This window comes from Rummeliibacillus sp. G93 (genome assembly GCF_023515935.1).
Classification (GTDB): domain Bacteria; phylum Bacillota; class Bacilli; order Bacillales_A; family Planococcaceae; genus Rummeliibacillus; species Rummeliibacillus stabekisii.
Genome location: NZ_CP097314.1, coordinates 982,768 through 1,002,134 on the forward strand (window position 1 = coordinate 982,768; position 19,367 = coordinate 1,002,134).

Here is a 19,367-nt window from a genome sequence, read left to right on the forward strand (position 1 = left end):
AAAATTGGGGAGAAATATATGAAATATACATCTGTGTTCGATATTATCGGTCCTGTTATGATTGGACCATCATCATCTCATACTGCTGGCGCTGCTCGCATCGGCCGAGTTGCAAGAGATTTATTTGGACGCCTTCCAAAATGGGCAAAGATTCATTTATATGGCTCATTTGCGGAGACATATAAAGGACATGGAACAGACGTAGCGATCATTGGTGGATTGCTAGATTACGAGACATACGATGAACGCATTAAAACAGCATTCCAAGACGCAAAGAATGCCGGTTTGGAATTTGAATTTATACCTGAAACAGATCATACCGAACATCCAAATACAGCCCGGATTGTAATAGGAGATGACGAAACAGAAATGTCAATCGTCGGTATTTCAATCGGTGGTGGTACAATTGAGATAACAGAACTTAATGGATTCCCGCTTCGATTGTCTGGAGGCATGCCTGCTATTTTAGTTGTGCATAATGACCGTGCAGGCTGTATTGCAAATGTGGCGAAATGCCTTGCAGAATATGATATTAATATTGGCCATATGGAAGTATCTCGTAAGGAGAGAGGAAATATGGCGTTAATGGTCATTGAAATTGATCAAAATATTGACCAATCTATAATGGAAGAAATCGAACTTCTACCAAATATCACCAAGGTGACACGCATAAAAAAATAGGAGGAAAAAAAGATGGAAGTCTTATTTCATAATGTAAGAGAATTAGTTGAACGCGCTGAAAATGAAAATAAGCTTATTTCAGAGATCATGATAGAACAAGAGATGTTAATGTCTGAAAGAAGCAGAGAAGAAATTATTGCCCAAATGGAAAATAATTTAAAAGTAATGGAAGAAGCACTTGAGAAGGGTTTAAAAGGCGTAAAGTCTGTTACAGGTTTGACAGGTGGGGATGCCGTTCTTATGCAAAATTATATTCAATCAGGCAAAGGTCTATCAGGGGATATCTTGCTAGATGCTGTTAGCAAAGCTGTAGCGACAAATGAAGTTAATGCAGCAATGGGGACAATATGCGCTACACCAACAGCGGGATCTGCAGGCGTAGTTCCAGGTACGCTTTTTGCTGTGAAGAATAAATTAAATCCAACAAAAGAACAAATGGTACGCTATTTGTTCACATCAGGTGCATTTGGTTTTGTGGTTGCTAATAATGCTTCTATTTCTGGTGCAGCGGGCGGTTGCCAAGCAGAAGTTGGATCAGCTGCAGCGATGGCAGCAGCAGCGATTGTTGAAATGGCTGGCGGTACACCTGCACAAAGTTCGCATGCTTTCGCTATTTCCTTGAAAAATATGCTCGGCCTTGTTTGTGACCCTGTTGCAGGACTTGTAGAAGTACCATGTGTGAAGCGTAATGCCATGGGTGCAGCCAATGCAATGGTTGCTGCAGATATGGCTCTAGCGGGCATTACTAGCCGAATTCCAACAGATGAAGTCATTGGTGCCATGTACCGTATTGGTCAAACAATGCCTACTGCACTAAAAGAAACTGCGCAAGGCGGTTTAGCTGCTACACCAACCGGCAAAGCGCTACAAGCAAAAATTTTCGGTGGAGCTGTTTTAGAACGTGGCTAATCTGTTCAGCCCTGTAACAGAGCTGAAAGGTGTGGGTAAAGCTTCTGCTGAAGCATTGCAGGCAATGGGCATTGAAACAGTCGAGCATCTCATTTGGACATTTCCATATCGCCATGAAGATTTTCGCTTAAAAGATATAGCAGAAACGCCTCACAATGAGCGCGTTACTGTAGAAGGGCGCATTGAAAGCGAACCAGCTGTACTTTATCTAGGGAAAAATAAGTCTAGAATGCAGCTGCAAGCTTTAGTGGGTCGCCACCTAATTAAACTAGTATTTTTTAATCAAAACTACTTGCGGACTAAATTGTCGCCGGGCATGGTTGTGACAGTTACAGGGAAATGGGATCGTGGAAGACAAGTCATCAATGTGAGCAACATTACATTTGGCCCGAAAACAGATCAAGCGGATTTCGAACCAGTTTATAGTTTGAAAGGAAAACTGTCACAGAAAAAGTTCAGACAATTTATGAGGCAGGCATTGGATGATGCCAAAGCGGATCTTCCGGAAACATTACCTGCAAGCATACGTAAGGAGTATAAATTGCTAAATTTGCCGGATGCTTTGGAAGGTGTCCATTTTCCGCAAGATGCTGCTCATGCGAAACAAGCTAGGCGAAGATTTGTTTATGAAGAACTGCTACTTTTCCAAATGAAAATTCAAGCACTCAGAAAAACAAGAAAGCAACAAGAACATGGCATAGAGATCCATTATGACTTAAAAAAAGTACGTCAATTCATCCAATCGCTGCCTTACGAACTGACTCAGGCGCAGAAAAAAGTGGTGAACGAAATCTCCCGTGATTTGTTGATTCCTGAACGTATGAATAGGCTCCTTCAAGGAGATGTTGGGTCTGGGAAAACAGTCGTTTCAGCTATTGCACTTTATTCTGCTGTCACAGCAGGCTTTCAGGGTGCCCTAATGGCGCCCACAGAAATTTTAGCTGAACAGCATGCTGCTTCACTTGATGAATGGCTAAGGCCGTTCGGCGTAGAAGTTGCTCTCTTGTCAGGCTCCATCAAGCAAAAAGCAAGGAAAGAGCTATTACAGAGATTAAAACAAGGCGAAGTTGATATATTAATAGGGACCCATGCGCTTATCCAGCCAGATGTAATGTTCAAACGATTAGGCTTAGTCATTACAGATGAACAGCACAGATTTGGTGTGGAACAAAGAAGGATATTACGTGAAAAAGGGGAAAATCCTGACGTTCTTTTCATGACAGCAACACCCATTCCTCGTACTCTTTCAATCACAGCATTTGGAGAGATGGATGTATCCATTATCGATGAAATGCCTGCTGGTAGGAAAAAGATTGAAACCAGTTGGGTAAAACATGAACAATTTGGACAGGTCCTCCTACAAATGGAGCAAGAGCTCTCTCAAGGCCGTCAAGCATACGTGATTTGCCCGCTCATTGAAGAGTCCGACAAACTAGATGTTCAAAATGCAGTTGATGTGTATCAACAATTAATTACTTTATTTAATGGTAAATATAAGGTTGGCTTGATGCATGGCAGATTGCCTGCTCAAGAAAAAGATGCTGTCATGCGAGCATATAGTGACGGAGAACTGGATGTATTGGTGTCAACGACAGTTGTAGAGGTTGGAGTCAATGTCCCGAACGCCACTTTTATGGTGATTTATGATGCAGAGCGCTTTGGTTTAGCTCAACTTCATCAATTGAGGGGGCGTGTCGGACGAAGTGATTTTCAGTCTTATTGTGTATTAATTGCCGATCCTAAAAGTGAGGAAGGAAAAGTTCGAATGCATTCAATGACAGAAACGAATGATGGCTTCCAATTGGCAGAAAAAGATTTAGAACTTCGTGGTCCTGGCGATTTCTTTGGAAAAAAACAAAGCGGTTTGCCAGAATTTAAGATGGCGGATTTAGTCCACGACTACAGAGCATTAGAGACTGCGCGGCAAGATGCAATACAACTAATTAATTCTACTGATTTTTGGCAAGATGATGAATATGGCCCGTTGCGAGAGCGTCTACGGGTGTCTGGAGCGCTAGATGGAGAGAGAATTGATTAAAAGGATGCAAGGTGGAGTGAAAACAACACTTGCATTCTTTTTTTTATATTTATATACTGATATTAGTACCAAGTGCTAATATTAAGGGGCGACGAAGAATAATATGAAGTACTCCAAGAAAGAACGACAATTATTATTGCAGCAAACCATAACAGACAACCCTTTCATCACAGATGAACAGCTAGCCTCAAAGTTTCATGTAAGCGTTCAAACAATAAGATTGGATCGTATGGAGTTGTCTATCCCTGAATTGCGCGAACGGATTAAAGATGTCGCAGCAAACAATTTTGAAAGTGAAGTAAAGTCCCTGCCGATCGATGAAGTTGTCGGCGACATCATTGATATTGAACTAGATGAAAAAGCCCTATCGATTTTTGATGTGGGAGAAGAACACGTATTTCAACGGAACCGCATTGCAAGGGGGCATCATTTATTCGCGCAAGCCAATTCATTGGCTGTTGCCGTGATTGATGATGATTTAGCTCTCACAGCACATTCTGATATATATTTTTTAAAGCCGGTAAAAGCAGGGCAACGCGTTATTTCAAAAGCTGTGGTCACAAGCAATGACAAAGAACGAAAACGTACGTTTGTGACAGTAACATCAACAGTTGATGGAAACACAGTTTTTACTGGGGAATTTGAAATGTACCGCACGAAAGGCAGTGAACATAAATGAAGTTAGCCGTAGACGGCATGGGCGGAGATCACGCGCCTAAAGCGATAATAGAAGGCGTATTTCAGGCGCTTGAATCGTCACAGGATTTAGAGGTTTTACTATATGGCCATCAAGAGAAGATGCAGCCGTATCTAAAGGAACATCCTCGTCTAAAGGTAATCCATTGTGAAGACATCATTGAAGGTACGGATGAACCTGTAAGAGCAGTACGCCGCAAAAAAGATGCTTCCATGGTTAAAATGGCACAAGCAGTTACGGATGGGGAAGCAGATGCTTGCATTTCTGCCGGTAACACCGGTGCATTGATGGCTGCGGGATTATTTATTGTACATCGCATTGATGGCATAGACCGTCCTGCTTTATCTACAACATTGCCAACGCTTGACGGTAGTGGTTTTGATATGCTCGATCTAGGGTCCAATGCTGATGCAAAACCTGAAAACCTTGTACAGTACGCAATAATGGGTAGCATCTATGCCAAAAAAGTGAGAGGCATTGAAAATCCAACAGTTGGTTTATTGAACATTGGTACAGAGGATAAAAAAGGTAATGATCTGGCTAAGCATGCGTTCCCTCTGTTAAAAGAAGCACCAATCAACTTCATTGGCAACGTAGAAGCGCGTGAATTGCTTAATCATGCAGCAGATGTAGTAGTAACAGATGGATTTACAGGTAATATGGTTTTAAAAACGATTGAAGGTACAGCTGGCAATGTCTTTAGTATGCTGAAAGAAGCGTTTATGGCTTCCGCGAAAACAAAAGTAGCAGCATTGCTAATGAAAGATAAATTAAAAGACTTAAAGAGCAAAATGGATTACACCGAATATGGGGGTGCTGCATTATTTGGCCTTAAAGCACCTGTCATAAAAGCTCATGGGTCATCTAATGCACAAGCATTCGCGAGCGCGATACGTCAAGCTCGTCAAATGGTTGAATATAACGTTAGTAAAACAATTGATGAAACAATAACAACAAACGATTAAAAATGAAAGACAAGGGGAGAAAAATATGGTGAAAGTTGCTTTTGTTTTTCCAGGACAAGGCTCTCAAGTTGTAGGAATGGGACAAGAATTCCTTGCAGACAACGAGTCTGAAAATTATTATAAGCAAGCCGACCAATTATTAGGTTTCGAGCTATCCAAACTAATGCTAGAAGGCCCAAAAGAAGATCTCACATTAACATATCATGCTCAGCCTGCATTATTAACAACTGGCGTTATGATTGCTGATCTATTGAAAAAAGAAGGCATACATCCCTCTTATACAGCAGGCCATAGCTTAGGTGAATATGCGGCCTTAGTGACTTCTGATGTGATGTCATTTAAAGATGGTGTGCAAGCAGTACATAAACGCGGCGTATACATGAATGAGGCTGTACCCGCTGGAGAAGGGGCTATGGCGGCCATTTTAGGTCTTGATCGGTCAGCGTTAAAAGAAGTAACAGATGAAGTCTCACGAAATGGTGAGTTAGTGCAGTTAGCAAATTTAAACTGCCCAGGACAAATCGTGATTTCTGGAACAGCTAAAGGCGTGGAAGAAGCTTCTTTGAAAGCAAAAGAAGCAGGTGCGAAACGTGCTATTCCGTTAGTAGTGAGTGGTCCGTTCCATTCCGAATTAATGCGCCCGGCATCAGGTGAATTGAAAGAAATGTTGGCAAGCATCGAAATGCAAGATGCAAAAATCCCTGTCATTGCTAATGTCACTGCACAACCTGTAACGAAGAAGCAAGACATTCAATCATTGTTAGTAGAACAACTATACAGTCCTGTTCTGTGGGAAGATTCTGTACGCACATTACTAGAGGCAGGGGTAGATGTCTTTATTGAATGCGGACCTGGCAAGGTATTAAGTGGTCTTATTAAAAAGGTTGATCGCAAAGTGAAAACATACTGTGTATATGACTTGGCAACGTTAGAGCAAGTTGTAGAAGCTGCGAAGGAGTGGTAGAAATGGCTAATTTAACAGATCAAGTTGCAATTGTCACTGGAGCCTCAAGAGGCATTGGACGTTCGATTGCCCTATATCTAGCAAAACTTGGAGCAAAAGTAGTTGTCAACTATAGCGGTAGCAAAGAGAAAGCAGAAGCAGTTGCGAATGAGATCCAAGAAAATGGTGGTACAGCTATAGCAGTACAAGCCAATGTGGCAAATAGTGACGATGTTTCAGCTCTTATGAAAGAAACCATTGATACATTTGGCAGAATCGACATACTAGTTAATAATGCAGGCATTACGCGCGACAATTTACTTATGCGCATGAAAGAAGACGATTGGGATGCCGTAATGAATACCAATTTAAAAGGCGTCTTCCTTTGCACTAAGGCTGTTTCTCGCCAAATGATGAAACAACGTGCTGGTCGTATTGTCAATATCGCCTCTATCGTTGGTGTTTCCGGCAATGCAGGACAAGCAAATTATGTTGCTGCAAAAGCTGGCGTTATAGGTCTGACTAAGACTTCGGCTAAAGAATTGGCTGCGCGTAATATTTATGTCAATGCTGTAGCGCCCGGTTTTATTGACACAGAGATGACAGAAGAATTGCCTGAGGATATTAAAGAACAAATGCTTGGTCAAATTCCGTTAGCTAAGCTAGGTAATCCAGAAGATGTAGCGAAAGTGGTTGCATTCTTGGCGTCCGATGATGCAAGCTATATGACTGGTCAAACTTTGCATGTAGATGGCGGAATGGTCATGTAACTTTAACTATTAATAATTTGATGTTTTTTGTATAATCATTGAGGGGAGGTGAACAATTTGGCAACAGTAATTGAACGTGTAACTAAAGTAGTAGTTGACCGTCTAGGTGTTGATGAAAGCGAAGTGAAGCCAGAAGCTTCTTTCCGCGACGATCTAGGTGCGGATTCACTAGACGTAGTTGAGTTAGTAATGGAATTTGAAGAAGAGTTTGATATGCAAATTGATGATGAGGACGCTGAAAAAATCGGCACTGTAGGCGATGCAGTAAGCTTTATCGAAAGCAAATTAGGCTAATTTTAAGTTTTTAAACACATACTATACTTGAAACTTCCCTTGCAGTATTCTTGCAGGGGAAGTTATATTTTTATCTAGGATTATTCAGCAGCGAAGTACATGCCTTGATTTGTAAGGAAACCTATGACAAGATGAGGGACTACTGATTGCTAATCACTGCCGGAATAACATTGCTAGTGGAGAATCAACTCAGCGCAGCTTTCCTATAATACTTTGCAGATTAGAAAAGAAAAAGGTAAAATAGAGGTGTATGAAATGGAAAATAAGAAGGTTGATAAAAAATGAAAATACAGGGACTCTCACAGAAAAATGGAGCAATTTCTGAACAATCACGTTTAAAATTTGCTCAATTACAAAAACAATTAGACGTGCATTTTGAGAATGCGAATTTATTGTATAACGCATTTACACATTCATCATTTGTAAATGAGCATCGTAGAAAGCTGTTTGAAGATAACGAACGCCTTGAATTTTTAGGAGACGCCGTGCTAGAGATAACTGTTTCTAAATTTTTATTTCTAAAATTCCCAAAAATGAGTGAGGGTGAGCTGACGAAATTACGTGCAGCTATAGTTTGTGAATCTTCTCTTGTTATGTTTGCCAATGAATTAAATTTTGGCGAATTTGTACTGTTGGGTAAAGGAGAAGAGATCACAGGGGGCCGAGAACGCCCAGCATTGCTAGCAGATTGCTTTGAAGCTTTCGTAGGCGCATTATATTTAGATCAAGGATTAGAAACAGTTGTAACATTTTTAGACAAAGTTGTGTTCCCTAAAGTGGAGCTCGGTGCTTTTTCACATGTGATGGATTTCAAAAGCCAATTGCAAGAATTAATTCAACAAAATAACTCAGGTACTGTGCAATACGAGATTATAAAAGAAAACGGTCCTGCACATAATCGTACATTTGAGTCAAAAGTTTTGTTGAATGACAAAGAGCTTGGCGTTGGTCATGGCAAATCAAAAAAAGAAGCAGAACAAAAAGCTGCTGAACATGCTATACGTGCATTTAAAGCCCAGTTAGCGAATGATCAGGAGGGTTAATTTTGTTTTTAAAACGACTTGAAGTGATTGGTTTTAAGTCATTTGCTGATCGAGTAGGAATAGATTTCGTACCTGGGGTAACAGCAGTAGTTGGGCCTAACGGTAGTGGGAAGAGCAATGTAACAGACGCTATTCGATGGGTGCTAGGCGAGCAGTCAGCCAAATCACTGCGTGGCATCAAAATGGAAGACATTATTTTTGCCGGCAGTGATTCACGTAAGCCGCTCAACTTTGCTGAGGTTTCTTTAATTTTAGACAATGAAGACGGACGCTTGCCTATTTCTTACAATGAGGTAAGCGTGACTCGTCGTGTCTATCGTTCTGGTGACAGTGAATATTTATTAAATAAACAGCAATGTCGATTAAAGGATATTACGGATTTGTTTTTAGATTCTGGTTTAGGCAAAGAAGCCTTTTCTATTATCTCTCAAGGACGAGTAGATGAAATTCTCAATAGTCGGCCAGACGACCGCCGTTCTATTTTTGAAGAAGCAGCAGGCGTATTGAAATACAAACAGCGCCGAAAAAAAGCGGAACACAAATTATTTGAAACAGATGATAATTTGCATCGCGTTCTAGACATTTTGCATGAATTAGATAAAAGGATCGAGCCACTGCATATACAAGCTTCTGCCGCAGAAGATTATTTAAAGATGTCCGAAGAAATGAAGGATATGGATTTAGCTGTTTTAGTTCATGACATGGAGCAGTTAAAACGTTCAATTGAACAGATTGTCAGCGAAAGAAAGAATGTTTTGGCCCAAGAGCAAGCCTATTCCAAGCAGATTGCTGAAAAAGAAGAAACTATTACAGCGTTTCGTCAAAAGGTTAGTAATCTCGATTCCTTGTTAGACGAATCACAACATCAATTAGTGGAAGTAAGTGCTGAGGCTGAGCGTTTCGAAGGAAGAAAAGTATTAGTAGCAGAAAAAAGAATGAATGCTAATACTCAACTGGAAAAGTTAAAGCAATCCTTACAAAAAGCAGAAGCATCGCTTTCTCATTGGGAACAAGCAAAAGTAACTCGTGAAGGTCAGTTAACGGAGCGTCAAAAGGATCTGCAAGAATTAAAAAGAGCAGTAAAGCAGTTAGAAGATCTTCTCAATCGCTCTTCTTCCGAGATACATGCTGAAATTGAACAATGGAAAAATACCTATATTGATCGCTTAAATGAAGAAGCCACTGTGAAAAATGAAGTTAAAAATATTACGCATTTATTGGCAGAGCAAGCTCAAAATGAAGTGAAGATTTCGAGCCAATCTATTGAGATGGCTGAAGAGCTTCAAACATTACAAAAAGAGCAACAGCGAACTGTCAAATCGCATGATGAAGTAACAAAAGAAGTTGCTCGAAAATTAGCAGAATATGAAGCTTGCCAAAAAGATGCCAACCATGCGAAAGCACAATATGATAAGCAACAAGAAATGCTTTTTAAAGGATATCAACACCTGCAGCAGCTGAAAGCAAGAAAAGAAACACTTGCGGAGCTAGAGGCAGACTTTTCGGGGTTCTATCAAGGTGTAAAAGCTGTATTGGTCGCACGCGAAAAAAATCAATTGAATGGTATCCACGGAGCGGTAGCTGAACTTATTCACGTAGATGGCGAGTATGCTAAAGCATTAGAAACAGCTTTAGGTGCTGCTATGCAGCATATTGTCACTGAAACAGATGGAGATGCAAGAAAAGCCATCTCATGGCTTAAACAGCAAAAAGCTGGCAGAGCAACTTTTTTGCCTAAAAACGTCATAAAATCTCGCAAAATAGCAGATAGTGTTTTGCAGACTGTCAACACCCATCCTTCTTTTATTAATACGGCGGATGAACTGGCTACTTACAATCCAAGCATAAGAACAATTGCTGAAAGCTTATTAGGCCACGTCCTAGTGGCACGAGATTTACAGGGCGCTTCACAAATAGCTAAAGCTTGTAATTATCGCTATCGCGTTGTGACGTTGGACGGTGATGTAGTAAATACAGGCGGTTCTCTAACAGGGGGGTCCGTTAAACAACAAGCTTCATTGTTTAGCAGAAAAGCAGAATTAGAAGGCCTATCTGAACAGCTTGTCCAAATGGAGCAATCGATTGGAAAAGCAGAAAAAATTGTAGCTGACTGGAAAAAGCAATTTGAACAAAAGTCTACCCAGCTTGAAGAATTACGCTTGCAGGGTGAGGAATTGCGTTCCAAAGAAGTTGAATATAGTGCTCACTTGCGTGAAATGGATACTACTATCAAGCGGTTATCACTAAGAGTCTCCATGTTCACAGACGAACAGCAAGATGCAACAGGCCGCAAAACCACTCTAGAACAGCAATTAGAAAGCTTTGCAAAACGTCAAAAAGAACTAACAGAAGAACTGACGGAAATTAATCGTACAGTCGAAGAGTTGAATGCTTTACAACAGCAAAGTGAGACAAAGCGAGATGCCTTGAAAGAAGAATATGCCCTTAAACGTTCTCAACTAGCAGTCCTTAACGAACAAGTCACACAGCTAAAATCAGCTGTTGCGGAAGCTACATCACAAGTTGAACAAGCAAAAGAAGAAGTGAAATATACGTCGAATGAGATGGATTGGCTGCTAAATGGCGGAGATCTAAATGGCCAAAGCGAGGAAGAAATCCAGGAGACCATTGAACGTTTACAAAAACAAAGAGAGACTCTTGTACAAACGGTAGAACGTACTAAAACAGAGCGCATGCAAATGCAGCAACAGGTAGAGCAAATCGACCTCGACTTAAAGGAATTACAACGTGTTCATCAAGGTATGCTTGATGGTATACGAAACTATGAAGTAAAACTAAGTCGTTTAGATGTAGAATATGAAAATTTGGCACAACAAATGGAAACAGATTATGATATAACATTTGAAGATGCCTTATTGCAACATGACCACGATACAGATATTGAGGCAGCACGACGTAAAGTCAAACTGTTGAAACAATCGATTGCAGAACTTGGGACAGTTAACTTAAGTGCAATTGAGGAATATGCGACTGTTTCGGAACGCCATACATTCCTAACAAATCAACGTAATGATTTATTAGAAGCGAAAGAAACTCTGCACGAGGCGATTCGCGAAATGGATGAAGAGATGACAAGTCGTTTCAAGGAAACCTTCTTCGAAACGCGTGCACATTTCCAAAGTGTTTTCCGAGAATTATTCGGCGGAGGTCATGCTGATTTAGAATTATTAGATCCTGATAACTTATTAGAAACAGGCATCGAGATTGTTGCCCAGCCACCAGGGAAAAAGCTTCAAAGACTTAGCCTGCTTTCTGGGGGAGAAAGAGCTTTAACAGCTATTGCGCTGCTGTTTGCAATTTTAAAAACAAGGCCAGTACCATTCTGTATTCTAGATGAAGTAGAAGCTGCATTAGATGAATCTAATGTTAATCGTTATAGCCAATATCTAAAGCGATATAGCCAAGAAACACAGTTTATTGTCATTACCCATCGGAAGGGTACAATGGAAGGCGCGGATGTATTGTACGGTATCACAATGCAAGAATCCGGTGTTTCTAAGTTAGTTTCTGTCAAACTTGAACAAGAAGTACCCGTACCAACATAGTACAAAGGAGTGAATAATATGAGCTTTCTAAAACGTATGAAAGAAAAACTCACAGGCGGTCCGAAAAATGATCCTGCTGAAATGGAAGACCTGGAGCAGGGTGAAAAAGCGGGAATAGTAGAAGATGCACCGTCAAATGATATAGATGTCAAAGAAGCGGTGAAGGAAGAACAGGTAGAACAATCTACAGAAGAACATGAGCACGAAGAAAAACAAGACGAGCAAGCAGAGCTAGCAGAAAAAGAAGAATTAGAAGAGGAACAAGAAGTATCCTCCGATGAAGAAGAAAATAAAGAAGAAGCAAAATCAAAATGGGGCTTTTCTGCTTTCTCTATTACGGAAAAATTCAAATCTGGCTTAGCCAAAACGCGTAATTCATTTACCTCTAAGGTAAATGATCTTGTAGCACGCTACCGCCATGTGGATGAAGAGTTTTTTGAAGAGCTTGAAGACCTTTTATTGCAAGCTGACGTTGGCATGGAGACCGTGATGGAGCTAACGGAAAAATTGCGTTTTGAAGTACAACGCAAAAATATTAAAAATACAGATGGTATCCAAGCGTTGATTTCCGAAAAGCTGGTTGAAATTTATGAACAAGGCGAAGAGGATATCACAAGCTTAAATATACAAGAAGATGAGTTAACGGTTATTTTATTTGTAGGCGTGAATGGCGTGGGCAAGACCACAACTATTGGCAAACTTGCTCACCGTTTAAAGCAAGAAGGGAAGTCGGTTATACTCGCTGCAGGCGATACCTTCCGAGCTGGTGCTATAGACCAGTTACAAGTTTGGGGAGACCGTGTAGGCGTTGAAGTGATTAAACAGTCAGAAGGATCAGATCCAGCTGCTGTTATGTATGATGCAATCCGTGCAGCGAAAAATCGTAAAGCAGATGTATTAATTTGCGATACTGCCGGTCGGCTGCAAAATAAAGTAAACTTAATGAATGAGCTGGAAAAGGTTCATCGTGTCATTTCCCGGGAAATTCCGACAGCGCCTCATGAAGTTTTACTTGCACTCGATGCTACAACAGGACAAAATGCTTTACAACAAGCTCAAATATTTAAAGAAGCGACAAATGTTACTGGTATTGTATTAACAAAGCTAGATGGCACAGCAAAAGGCGGTATTGTACTTGCTATTCGCAATAAATTGCATATTCCCGTTAAATTTGTCGGTCTCGGAGAACAAATGGATGATTTGCAGCCGTTTGACTCTGAGCGATATGTTTACGGCCTTTTCGCGGATGCTTTAGATGAACAACTGGCTGAAGAAAAAGAATAGTTAGCGAAACGCAAGAATGTCGTATGTTCCTACTGCTGCATTCTTGCGTTTTTTTTGAATGAAAGTCGAAAAGACAAGTAATTTTACTTGACGGATAGAGGTTTTGAAATTAAGATACAGTAGAGTATGTATAATCGAGGGGAGTTTCAGTATGTTACTTGAAAAAACAACACGCATGAACTTTCTCTTTGACTTTTATCAAGCGTTGTTGACGGACAAACAAAGAAGTTATATGCAGCTTTATTACCTAGATGATCACTCATTGGGGGAAATAGCAGAAGCTTATGAGGTGTCACGTCAAGCAGTTTACGATAATATTCGCAGAACTGAAGCGATGCTTGAAGAATATGAAGAAAAACTTCAATTGTTTGAGAAATTCCAAAACCGACAGAAAATAATAACAAAGCTTTCAAAAAGTATGACAGATATCCAAGCAGACAGCAAAGAGGTATTATCGCTGATTGAACAGCTTAAAGAATGGGATTAGGAGGCGATTTTTATGGCATTTGAAGGTTTAGCGGAGCGGCTCCAAGGAACGATCAATAAGATTAAAGGTAAGGGGAAAGTAAACGAACAAGACGTAAAAGAAATGATGCGCGAAGTTCGTTTTGCTTTAATCGAGGCCGATGTTAACTTAAAAGTGGTTAAAACGTTTATAAAAAAAGTTAGTGAACGTGCTGTAGGTCAAGATGTAATGAAGAGTTTGACACCTGGCCAACAAGTAATCAAAATCGTAAAAGATGAACTAACAGAATTGATGGGTGGAGAACAAAGCCCGATTAAATTCGCGACTAAGCCGCCTACTGTTATTATGATGGTAGGTTTACAAGGTGCCGGTAAAACAACGACTACCGGTAAATTGGCTAATGTATTGCGTAAAAAATACAATCGTAAGCCATTGCTAGTTGCAGCGGATGTTTATCGTCCTGCGGCGGTTCAGCAATTGCAAACACTTGGTAAACAGCTTTCGTTGCCTGTTTTTGCTTTAGGTACAGATATTTCGCCTGTGGAAATAGTGCGCCAAGCATTAGAAAAAGCCAAAGAAGAACACCATGATGTTGTCTTGGTCGATACAGCTGGACGATTGCATATCGATGAAAATCTAATGCAGGAATTAAAAGATATCCGTGGCTTAAAGGAACCAGATGAAGTTTTCCTAGTAGTTGATGCCATGACAGGGCAAGATGCTGTAAACGTAGCGGAAAGTTTTAATGAAGCTGTAGGCATTACTGGCGTTATATTGACAAAATTAGATGGCGATACACGTGGTGGTGCGGCGCTTTCTATTCGTTCTGTAACAGAAAAGCCAATTAAATTTGTTGGTATGGGCGAAAAAATGGATGCGCTGGAACAATTTCATCCAGAACGTATGGCTTCTCGTATTCTCGGCATGGGCGACGTTATGACCCTAATTGAAAAAGCTCAGGCTACAGTTGACGAGGATAAGGCTCGAGAGCTTGAGGAAAAGTTCAAAACTCAAAGCTTTACTTTAGATGACTTCTTAGACCAAATGAGCCAAGTGAAAAAATTAGGGCCGCTTGATGAAATTTTAAAAATGCTACCTGGCGCAAATAAAATTAAGGGCTTAGAAAACGCAAAGATAGATGACAAACAAATTGGCCATATAGAAGCCATTATATTGTCTATGACGCCTGCTGAAAAAACGAACCCTGAAATTATCAATGCCAGCCGTAGAAAAAGAATTGCTAAAGGATCTGGTTCTTCTGTACAAGAAGTCAATCGACTGATTAAGCAGTTTGATGATATGAAGAAAATGATGAAGCAAATGACAGGTATGGCTCAAAAAGGAAAGAAAAAAATGAAACTTCCTGGGCTAGACTCCTTGTTTAAATAAAAAAAATAAGTTAAAATAATGTGTGTTAAGAAAAAACACTTTACAAAGTATTTAAAGCTTGATATCATACTATCTTGTGTGAAACTATTCGGAGGTGCAATTAAAAATGGCAGTTAAAATTCGTTTAAAACGTATGGGAGCAAAAAAATCTCCTTTCTACCGTATCGTAGTTGCTGATTCACGTTCACCACGTGATGGCCGCTCTATCGAAACAATCGGTACTTACAACCCACTAACTTCTCCAGCAGAAGTTAAAATCGACGAAACTAAAGCATTAGCTTGGTTAACAAATGGTGCAAAACCATCTGATACAGTTCGTAACTTGTTCTCAGACCAAGGCATCATGGAAAAATTCCATAACTCTAAAATCGGTAAATAATCGGAGGCGGTCTTATGCAGCAGCTGATCGAGACAATCGTAAAACCTTTAGTCGATTATCCAAACGAAGTGAAGATAACATGTGACGAAAATAATCATCGCATTGTATATAAACTTTCTGTCCACCCTAGTGATATGGGAAAGGTTATTGGCAAGCAAGGACGTGTTGCAAAAGCAGTTCGTACAATTGTTTACTCAGCAGCAGGCAACCATCGCGGCAAGAAAATTTATATCGATATTTTAGATTAATGAAACTAGGAAGGAGCATAATCCCTTCCTAGTTTTATTTTTAACATCGTGTTTTTTCTAAAGCAAATAGGATAAGTATTTGTCTTTTTCCTTAAAGTTTTGGAGTTCACTGAAAAAGTGAAGCTGTAGTAGGTTTTTCATTGAATATTAGTTTTTATAGACTATATTGAAAAGTGGAAGAGGGGCTTATTGTACTTCCTGAGGACATGTAGCAAACTCACTTCCAAGAGCTGATGATAATTTTTGAATAGTCTCCAATTTTGCTGTAGGGGCAATAGAGAAAATGGATATAATAAACTAGAGTGAATGTAAAGATCTCATAAATTAAAAGAGGTGAAAAAGATGGAATGGTATAACGTAGGGAAAATTGTTAATACACATGGCATACGCGGAGAAGTGCGCGTCATCTCCCAAACTGACTTTCCAGAAGAAAGATATGCAGTTGGCCAACAACTAGGGCTATTTAGAAAAGGGGATACAAAGCCGCTATTATTGACGGTCGCATCCTCCCGCAAGCATAAAAACTTTATTCTTCTTACATTTGAAGGCTATCCTAATATTAATGATGTAGAACCTTTCCGAGACGGCATTTTAAAGGTAAATGAAGAGCAATTAGAAGAAGATGAATTGCAAGATAATGAATTTTATTATCATGAGATTATTGGATGCACGGTTTATAACCAAGAGGGACAAGCTATTGGCCAAGTAAAAGAAATTTTTGAGACAGCTGCCAATGATGTATGGACAGTAAAGGGTGAAGATGGCAAAATGCACTATATCCCTGTAGTTGATGAATTTATAAAAGAAGTAAATATTGAAGAAGGAAAGATTGTAATCGAAGTGATAGAAGGTTTGCTATCATGATGAACATCCATGTACTCTCATTATTTCCCGAAATGTTTACGGGCGTCTTTGGCTCGTCTATTCTAAAAAAGGCGCAAGAGAAAGAAGCAGTCGGATTGTCTGTTACTGACTTTAGAGAATATGCCGCGAATAAACATGCGCAGGTGGATGATTATCCATATGGTGGTGGTGCAGGTATGGTATTGAAACCTGAACCACTTTTTAATGCGGTTGAGGCGCTTTCGAAGGATGGCAAAAAACCACGTGTCATTTTAATGTGCCCTCAGGGTGAACGGTTTACCCAAAAGAAAGCTGAAGAATTGGCCAAAGAAGAAGATTTACTGTTCCTATGTGGCCATTACGAAGGCTACGATGAACGTATAAGAGAACATTTAGTAACAGATGAACTCTCCATAGGCGACTTTGTTCTAACAGGCGGAGAATTAGCTGCTATGACGATTATCGATAGTGTGGTGCGTTTATTGCCAGGAGTGCTCGGCAATGATGATTCGCCCATTTTAGATTCTTTTTCAACGGGTATGTTGGAACATCCTCATTATACACGGCCAGCAGATTTTCGCGGAATGAAGGTGCCGGATGTTCTTTTATCAGGCAACCATGCGAAAATTGAGCAATGGCGTATGGAACAATCGTTAAAACGTACTTTTGAGAGAAGACCGGATTTATTAGTAGATATTGAACTAAGCAAAGAACAAAAAACATATTTAGAAAAACTTAAAAACGGCAAAGCATAAAAGAGAGGATCTCTTGCAATACATCTAAATTTATGATAATATTTGAGATGCATTTTATGAAAATGCCGAATTACGGTGTTCCGCTGTAGCAACCAAAGTGACCTGCAAGAGCATCTGTCCAAGGAGAGAAAACAATGTCAAACATTATTTCAGAAATCACTAAAGATCAACTTCGTACTGACATCCCTGCATTCCGTGCTGGTGATACAGTAAAAATCGACGTTAAAGTAGTCGAAGGTACTCGCGAACGTATCCAAGTATACGAAGGTGTTGTAATTAAACGTCGTGGTGGCGGTATCAGCGAAACTTTCACAGTTCGCAAAATCTCTTATGGCGTTGGAGTTGAACGTACATTCCCATTACACACTCCAAAAATCGCTAAACTAGAAGTTACTCGTCGCGGTAAAGTTCGTCGCGCTAAATTGTACTACCTACGTAATTTACGTGGTAAAGCTGCTCGTATTAAAGAAATTCGATAAGCTTAAATATGTTAAAAGAGAGCTGCATTTTAGCTCTCTTTCTTTTTGCTTCAAACGGCAAATCCCTGTACAATAGATATATAATGGGCACGCTTGTGAAACCGCTCTAGATGTATATTCTGGATTAATATCAAGGGGGCATCTTTTTGAAAAAAGAGAAAAAAGAAAAAAATGAGTTGTGGGAATGGACAAAAGCACTTGTGATTGCCTTTGTACTGGCTGCAGGTATCCGTTATTTATTATTTACACCGATTGTTGTTGACGGAGAATCAATGATGCCTACACTCGAAAACGGAGATCGTATGATTGTCAACCGGTTTGGCTACCATATTGGTGATATTCATCGCTTCGATATTGTTGTCTTTCATGCTCCTGAGAAAAAAGATTACATTAAACGTATTATTGGATTACCTGGAGATCGATTAATGTATAAAGATGATCAGTTATATATAAATGGCAAAAAGATTGCCGAGCCATATTTAAAGAAATATAAAGAAGAAATCATGGACGGTGGAACCTTAACAGAGGACTTCTCATTAAGGGATACGCCTAATGCAAAAGGTGATACAATCCCGGACGGTTATGTATTCGTTATGGGTGATAATAGACGGTATAGTAAGGATAGCCGGCATATTGGCATTGTACCGATCAGCAAAATTATTGGTAAAACAAACGTTGTCTTTTGGCCACTCGATCAAATGGGCAAAGTAAAATAAGGAGTGAACAAATTGACGATTCAATGGTTTCCTGGACATATGGCCAAAGCGCGCAGGCAGGTAACAGAAAATCTAAAGCTTGTTGATATTATTTTTGAATTAATTGACGCGCGGCTTCCGATGTCTTCTAGAAATCCTATGCTTGACGAAGTTATTCACCAAAAAACAAGGCTGCTTATTCTAAACAAGGCAGATATGGCAGATGAAGCACAAACAAAAAAGTGGCTGTCATTTTTTGAACAACAGGGCCAAAAAGCAATAGCTATCAATTCATTAGATAGTAAAGGGCTCAAACAGGTCACAAAGGCGGCGCAAGAACTGTTGGCGGATAAATGGGCTAGAATGAGAGCAAAAGGCCTTAAAACGCGCGCTATTCGTGCTATGATAGTTGGAATACCGAACGTTGGAAAATCGACGCTGATTAACCGACTAGCCAAGAAGAACGTTGCAAAAACAGGTAATACCCCAGGCGTTACAAAATCGCAGCAATGGATTAAGGTTGAAAAAGAACTAGAGTTGCTGGATACTCCCGGGATTCTTTGGCCTAAGTTTGAGGATCAAGAGGTAGGCTATAAATTAGCGCTCACTGGAGCGATTAAAGATGCTATTACCAATATGGATGACTTAGCGATTTATGGCTTGAAATTTTTAAATCAATATTATCCTGGAAGAATGGAAGAACGCTATAAACTTTCACAATTGGATGATGAAATTGTAAAAACCTTTGATCATATCGGCAAGTTACGCCGTGTTATAATCAGCGGAGGCGAGATTGATTATGATCAAGTAGCAGAGCTGATAGTGCGTGATATCAGGGGCCAGCAGCTTGGTAAACTGACTTTCGATTTTGTAGAAGATTTTGCAACAAAACCATAACCTTTTTTGCCCACAGGCAAAAAAGG

20 protein-coding genes are annotated in these 19,367 nt (G+C 39.9%); all 20 read left to right on the top strand.

What is annotated here, in order from left to right; translation table 11 throughout:
- Positions 1-18: 18 nt before the first annotated feature.
- The 20 genes from sdaAB to ylqF all read left to right on the top strand — a co-directional run bounded on the left by sdaAB (position 19) and on the right by ylqF (position 19,341).
- A complete protein-coding gene (sdaAB, locus tag M2M59_RS04855; RefSeq protein ID WP_066785328.1) occupies positions 19-681 on the top strand; it encodes an L-serine ammonia-lyase, iron-sulfur-dependent subunit beta in 663 nt (220 codons plus the stop codon).
- A gap of 12 nt (positions 682-693) precedes the next feature.
- Complete coding sequence (gene sdaAA, locus M2M59_RS04860) at positions 694-1,590, top strand: L-serine ammonia-lyase, iron-sulfur-dependent, subunit alpha (RefSeq protein WP_147194197.1); 897 nt, start codon at positions 694-696, stop codon at positions 1,588-1,590.
- A complete protein-coding gene (gene recG, locus M2M59_RS04865; RefSeq protein WP_147194195.1) occupies positions 1,583-3,628 on the top strand; it encodes an ATP-dependent DNA helicase RecG in 2,046 nt (681 codons plus the stop codon). Before sdaAA ends, recG begins: the two co-directional genes overlap by 8 nt.
- Before the next feature lie 103 nt (positions 3,629-3,731).
- A complete protein-coding gene (gene fapR / locus M2M59_RS04870; protein WP_150283881.1) occupies positions 3,732-4,307 on the top strand; it encodes a transcription factor FapR in 576 nt (191 codons plus the stop codon).
- Positions 4,304-5,290, top strand: coding sequence for a phosphate acyltransferase PlsX (plsX, locus tag M2M59_RS04875; RefSeq protein ID WP_249775669.1), 987 nt, complete (start codon positions 4,304-4,306; stop codon positions 5,288-5,290). The genes fapR and plsX overlap by 4 nt, the downstream gene beginning before the upstream one ends.
- A gap of 25 nt (positions 5,291-5,315) precedes the next feature.
- Positions 5,316-6,254: an ACP S-malonyltransferase gene (fabD, locus tag M2M59_RS04880; protein WP_147194189.1), complete on the top strand. Its 939-nt coding sequence runs from the start codon at positions 5,316-5,318 to the stop codon at positions 6,252-6,254.
- Between the two features lie 2 nt (positions 6,255-6,256).
- Positions 6,257-7,003, top strand: coding sequence for a 3-oxoacyl-[acyl-carrier-protein] reductase (gene fabG, locus M2M59_RS04885; protein ID WP_249775670.1), 747 nt, complete (start codon positions 6,257-6,259; stop codon positions 7,001-7,003).
- Between the two features lie 48 nt (positions 7,004-7,051).
- Entirely contained in the window at positions 7,052-7,297 is a 246-nt protein-coding gene (locus tag M2M59_RS04890) for an acyl carrier protein (RefSeq protein WP_304621408.1), read from the top strand.
- 281 nt (positions 7,298-7,578) lie between these two features.
- Entirely contained in the window at positions 7,579-8,340 is a 762-nt protein-coding gene (gene rnc / locus M2M59_RS04895; protein ID WP_249775671.1) for a ribonuclease III, read from the top strand.
- Between the two features lie 2 nt (positions 8,341-8,342).
- Positions 8,343-11,906, top strand: a complete 3,564-nt coding sequence (gene smc / locus M2M59_RS04900; protein ID WP_249775672.1) for a chromosome segregation protein SMC — start codon at positions 8,343-8,345, stop codon at positions 11,904-11,906.
- A gap of 18 nt (positions 11,907-11,924) precedes the next feature.
- A complete protein-coding gene (gene ftsY, locus M2M59_RS04905) occupies positions 11,925-13,190 on the top strand; it encodes a signal recognition particle-docking protein FtsY (RefSeq protein WP_249775673.1) in 1,266 nt (421 codons plus the stop codon).
- A gap of 151 nt (positions 13,191-13,341) precedes the next feature.
- A complete protein-coding gene (locus tag M2M59_RS04910; RefSeq protein ID WP_249775674.1) occupies positions 13,342-13,677 on the top strand; it encodes a putative DNA-binding protein in 336 nt (111 codons plus the stop codon).
- A 12-nt stretch (positions 13,678-13,689) separates the two neighbouring features.
- Positions 13,690-15,045, top strand: a complete 1,356-nt coding sequence (gene ffh / locus M2M59_RS04915) for a signal recognition particle protein (RefSeq protein ID WP_249775675.1) — start codon at positions 13,690-13,692, stop codon at positions 15,043-15,045.
- Positions 15,046-15,151: 106 nt separating this feature from the next.
- Positions 15,152-15,424, top strand: a complete 273-nt coding sequence (gene rpsP, locus M2M59_RS04920; RefSeq protein ID WP_147194176.1) for a 30S ribosomal protein S16 — start codon at positions 15,152-15,154, stop codon at positions 15,422-15,424.
- 14 nt (positions 15,425-15,438) lie between these two features.
- The gene (locus M2M59_RS04925; protein WP_066785358.1) at positions 15,439-15,672 is read left to right on the top strand and encodes a KH domain-containing protein; all 234 of its coding nucleotides are present in this window, start codon (positions 15,439-15,441) and stop codon (positions 15,670-15,672) included.
- 342 nt (positions 15,673-16,014) lie between these two features.
- Positions 16,015-16,536 carry a ribosome maturation factor RimM gene (gene rimM, locus M2M59_RS04930; RefSeq protein ID WP_066785360.1) on the top strand — a complete coding sequence of 174 codons (522 nt, stop codon included), beginning with the start codon at positions 16,015-16,017 and terminating at the stop codon, positions 16,534-16,536.
- Positions 16,536-17,270, top strand: a complete 735-nt coding sequence (trmD, locus tag M2M59_RS04935; protein ID WP_249775976.1) for a tRNA (guanosine(37)-N1)-methyltransferase TrmD — start codon at positions 16,536-16,538, stop codon at positions 17,268-17,270. Before rimM ends, trmD begins: the two co-directional genes overlap by 1 nt.
- A 134-nt stretch (positions 17,271-17,404) precedes the next feature.
- Complete coding sequence (rplS, locus tag M2M59_RS04940) at positions 17,405-17,749, top strand: 50S ribosomal protein L19 (protein WP_066785363.1); 345 nt, start codon at positions 17,405-17,407, stop codon at positions 17,747-17,749.
- 146 nt (positions 17,750-17,895) lie between these two features.
- Positions 17,896-18,465, top strand: a complete 570-nt coding sequence (gene lepB, locus M2M59_RS04945; RefSeq protein WP_066785366.1) for a signal peptidase I — start codon at positions 17,896-17,898, stop codon at positions 18,463-18,465.
- 12 nt (positions 18,466-18,477) lie between these two features.
- The gene (gene ylqF, locus M2M59_RS04950; protein ID WP_066785368.1) at positions 18,478-19,341 is read left to right on the top strand and encodes a ribosome biogenesis GTPase YlqF; all 864 of its coding nucleotides are present in this window, start codon (positions 18,478-18,480) and stop codon (positions 19,339-19,341) included.
- The last annotated feature ends 26 nt before the right edge of the window (positions 19,342-19,367 follow it).

Bases quoted from the DNA above. Each gene is read 5' to 3' on its own strand.
- rplS (WP_066785363.1), top strand. From the start codon at position 17,405: ATGTCAAACATTATTTCAGAAATCACTAAAGATCAACTTCGTACTGAC.
- sdaAA (WP_147194197.1), top strand. From the start codon at position 694: ATGGAAGTCTTATTTCATAATGTAAGAGAATTAGTTGAACGCGCTGAA.
- ftsY (WP_249775673.1), top strand. From the start codon at position 11,925: ATGAGCTTTCTAAAACGTATGAAAGAAAAACTCACAGGCGGTCCGAAA.
- rimM (WP_066785360.1), top strand. From the start codon at position 16,015: ATGGAATGGTATAACGTAGGGAAAATTGTTAATACACATGGCATACGC.
- fabD (WP_147194189.1), top strand. From the start codon at position 5,316: ATGGTGAAAGTTGCTTTTGTTTTTCCAGGACAAGGCTCTCAAGTTGTA.
- rpsP (WP_147194176.1), top strand. From the start codon at position 15,152: ATGGCAGTTAAAATTCGTTTAAAACGTATGGGAGCAAAAAAATCTCCT.
- sdaAB (WP_066785328.1), top strand. From the start codon at position 19: ATGAAATATACATCTGTGTTCGATATTATCGGTCCTGTTATGATTGGA.
- M2M59_RS04925 (WP_066785358.1), top strand. From the start codon at position 15,439: ATGCAGCAGCTGATCGAGACAATCGTAAAACCTTTAGTCGATTATCCA.
- plsX (WP_249775669.1), top strand. From the start codon at position 4,304: ATGAAGTTAGCCGTAGACGGCATGGGCGGAGATCACGCGCCTAAAGCG.
- ffh (WP_249775675.1), top strand. From the start codon at position 13,690: ATGGCATTTGAAGGTTTAGCGGAGCGGCTCCAAGGAACGATCAATAAG.
- fabG (WP_249775670.1), top strand. From the start codon at position 6,257: ATGGCTAATTTAACAGATCAAGTTGCAATTGTCACTGGAGCCTCAAGA.
- fapR (WP_150283881.1), top strand. From the start codon at position 3,732: ATGAAGTACTCCAAGAAAGAACGACAATTATTATTGCAGCAAACCATA.
- M2M59_RS04910 (WP_249775674.1), top strand. From the start codon at position 13,342: ATGTTACTTGAAAAAACAACACGCATGAACTTTCTCTTTGACTTTTAT.
- rnc (WP_249775671.1), top strand. From the start codon at position 7,579: ATGAAAATACAGGGACTCTCACAGAAAAATGGAGCAATTTCTGAACAA.
- trmD (WP_249775976.1), top strand. From the start codon at position 16,536: ATGAACATCCATGTACTCTCATTATTTCCCGAAATGTTTACGGGCGTC.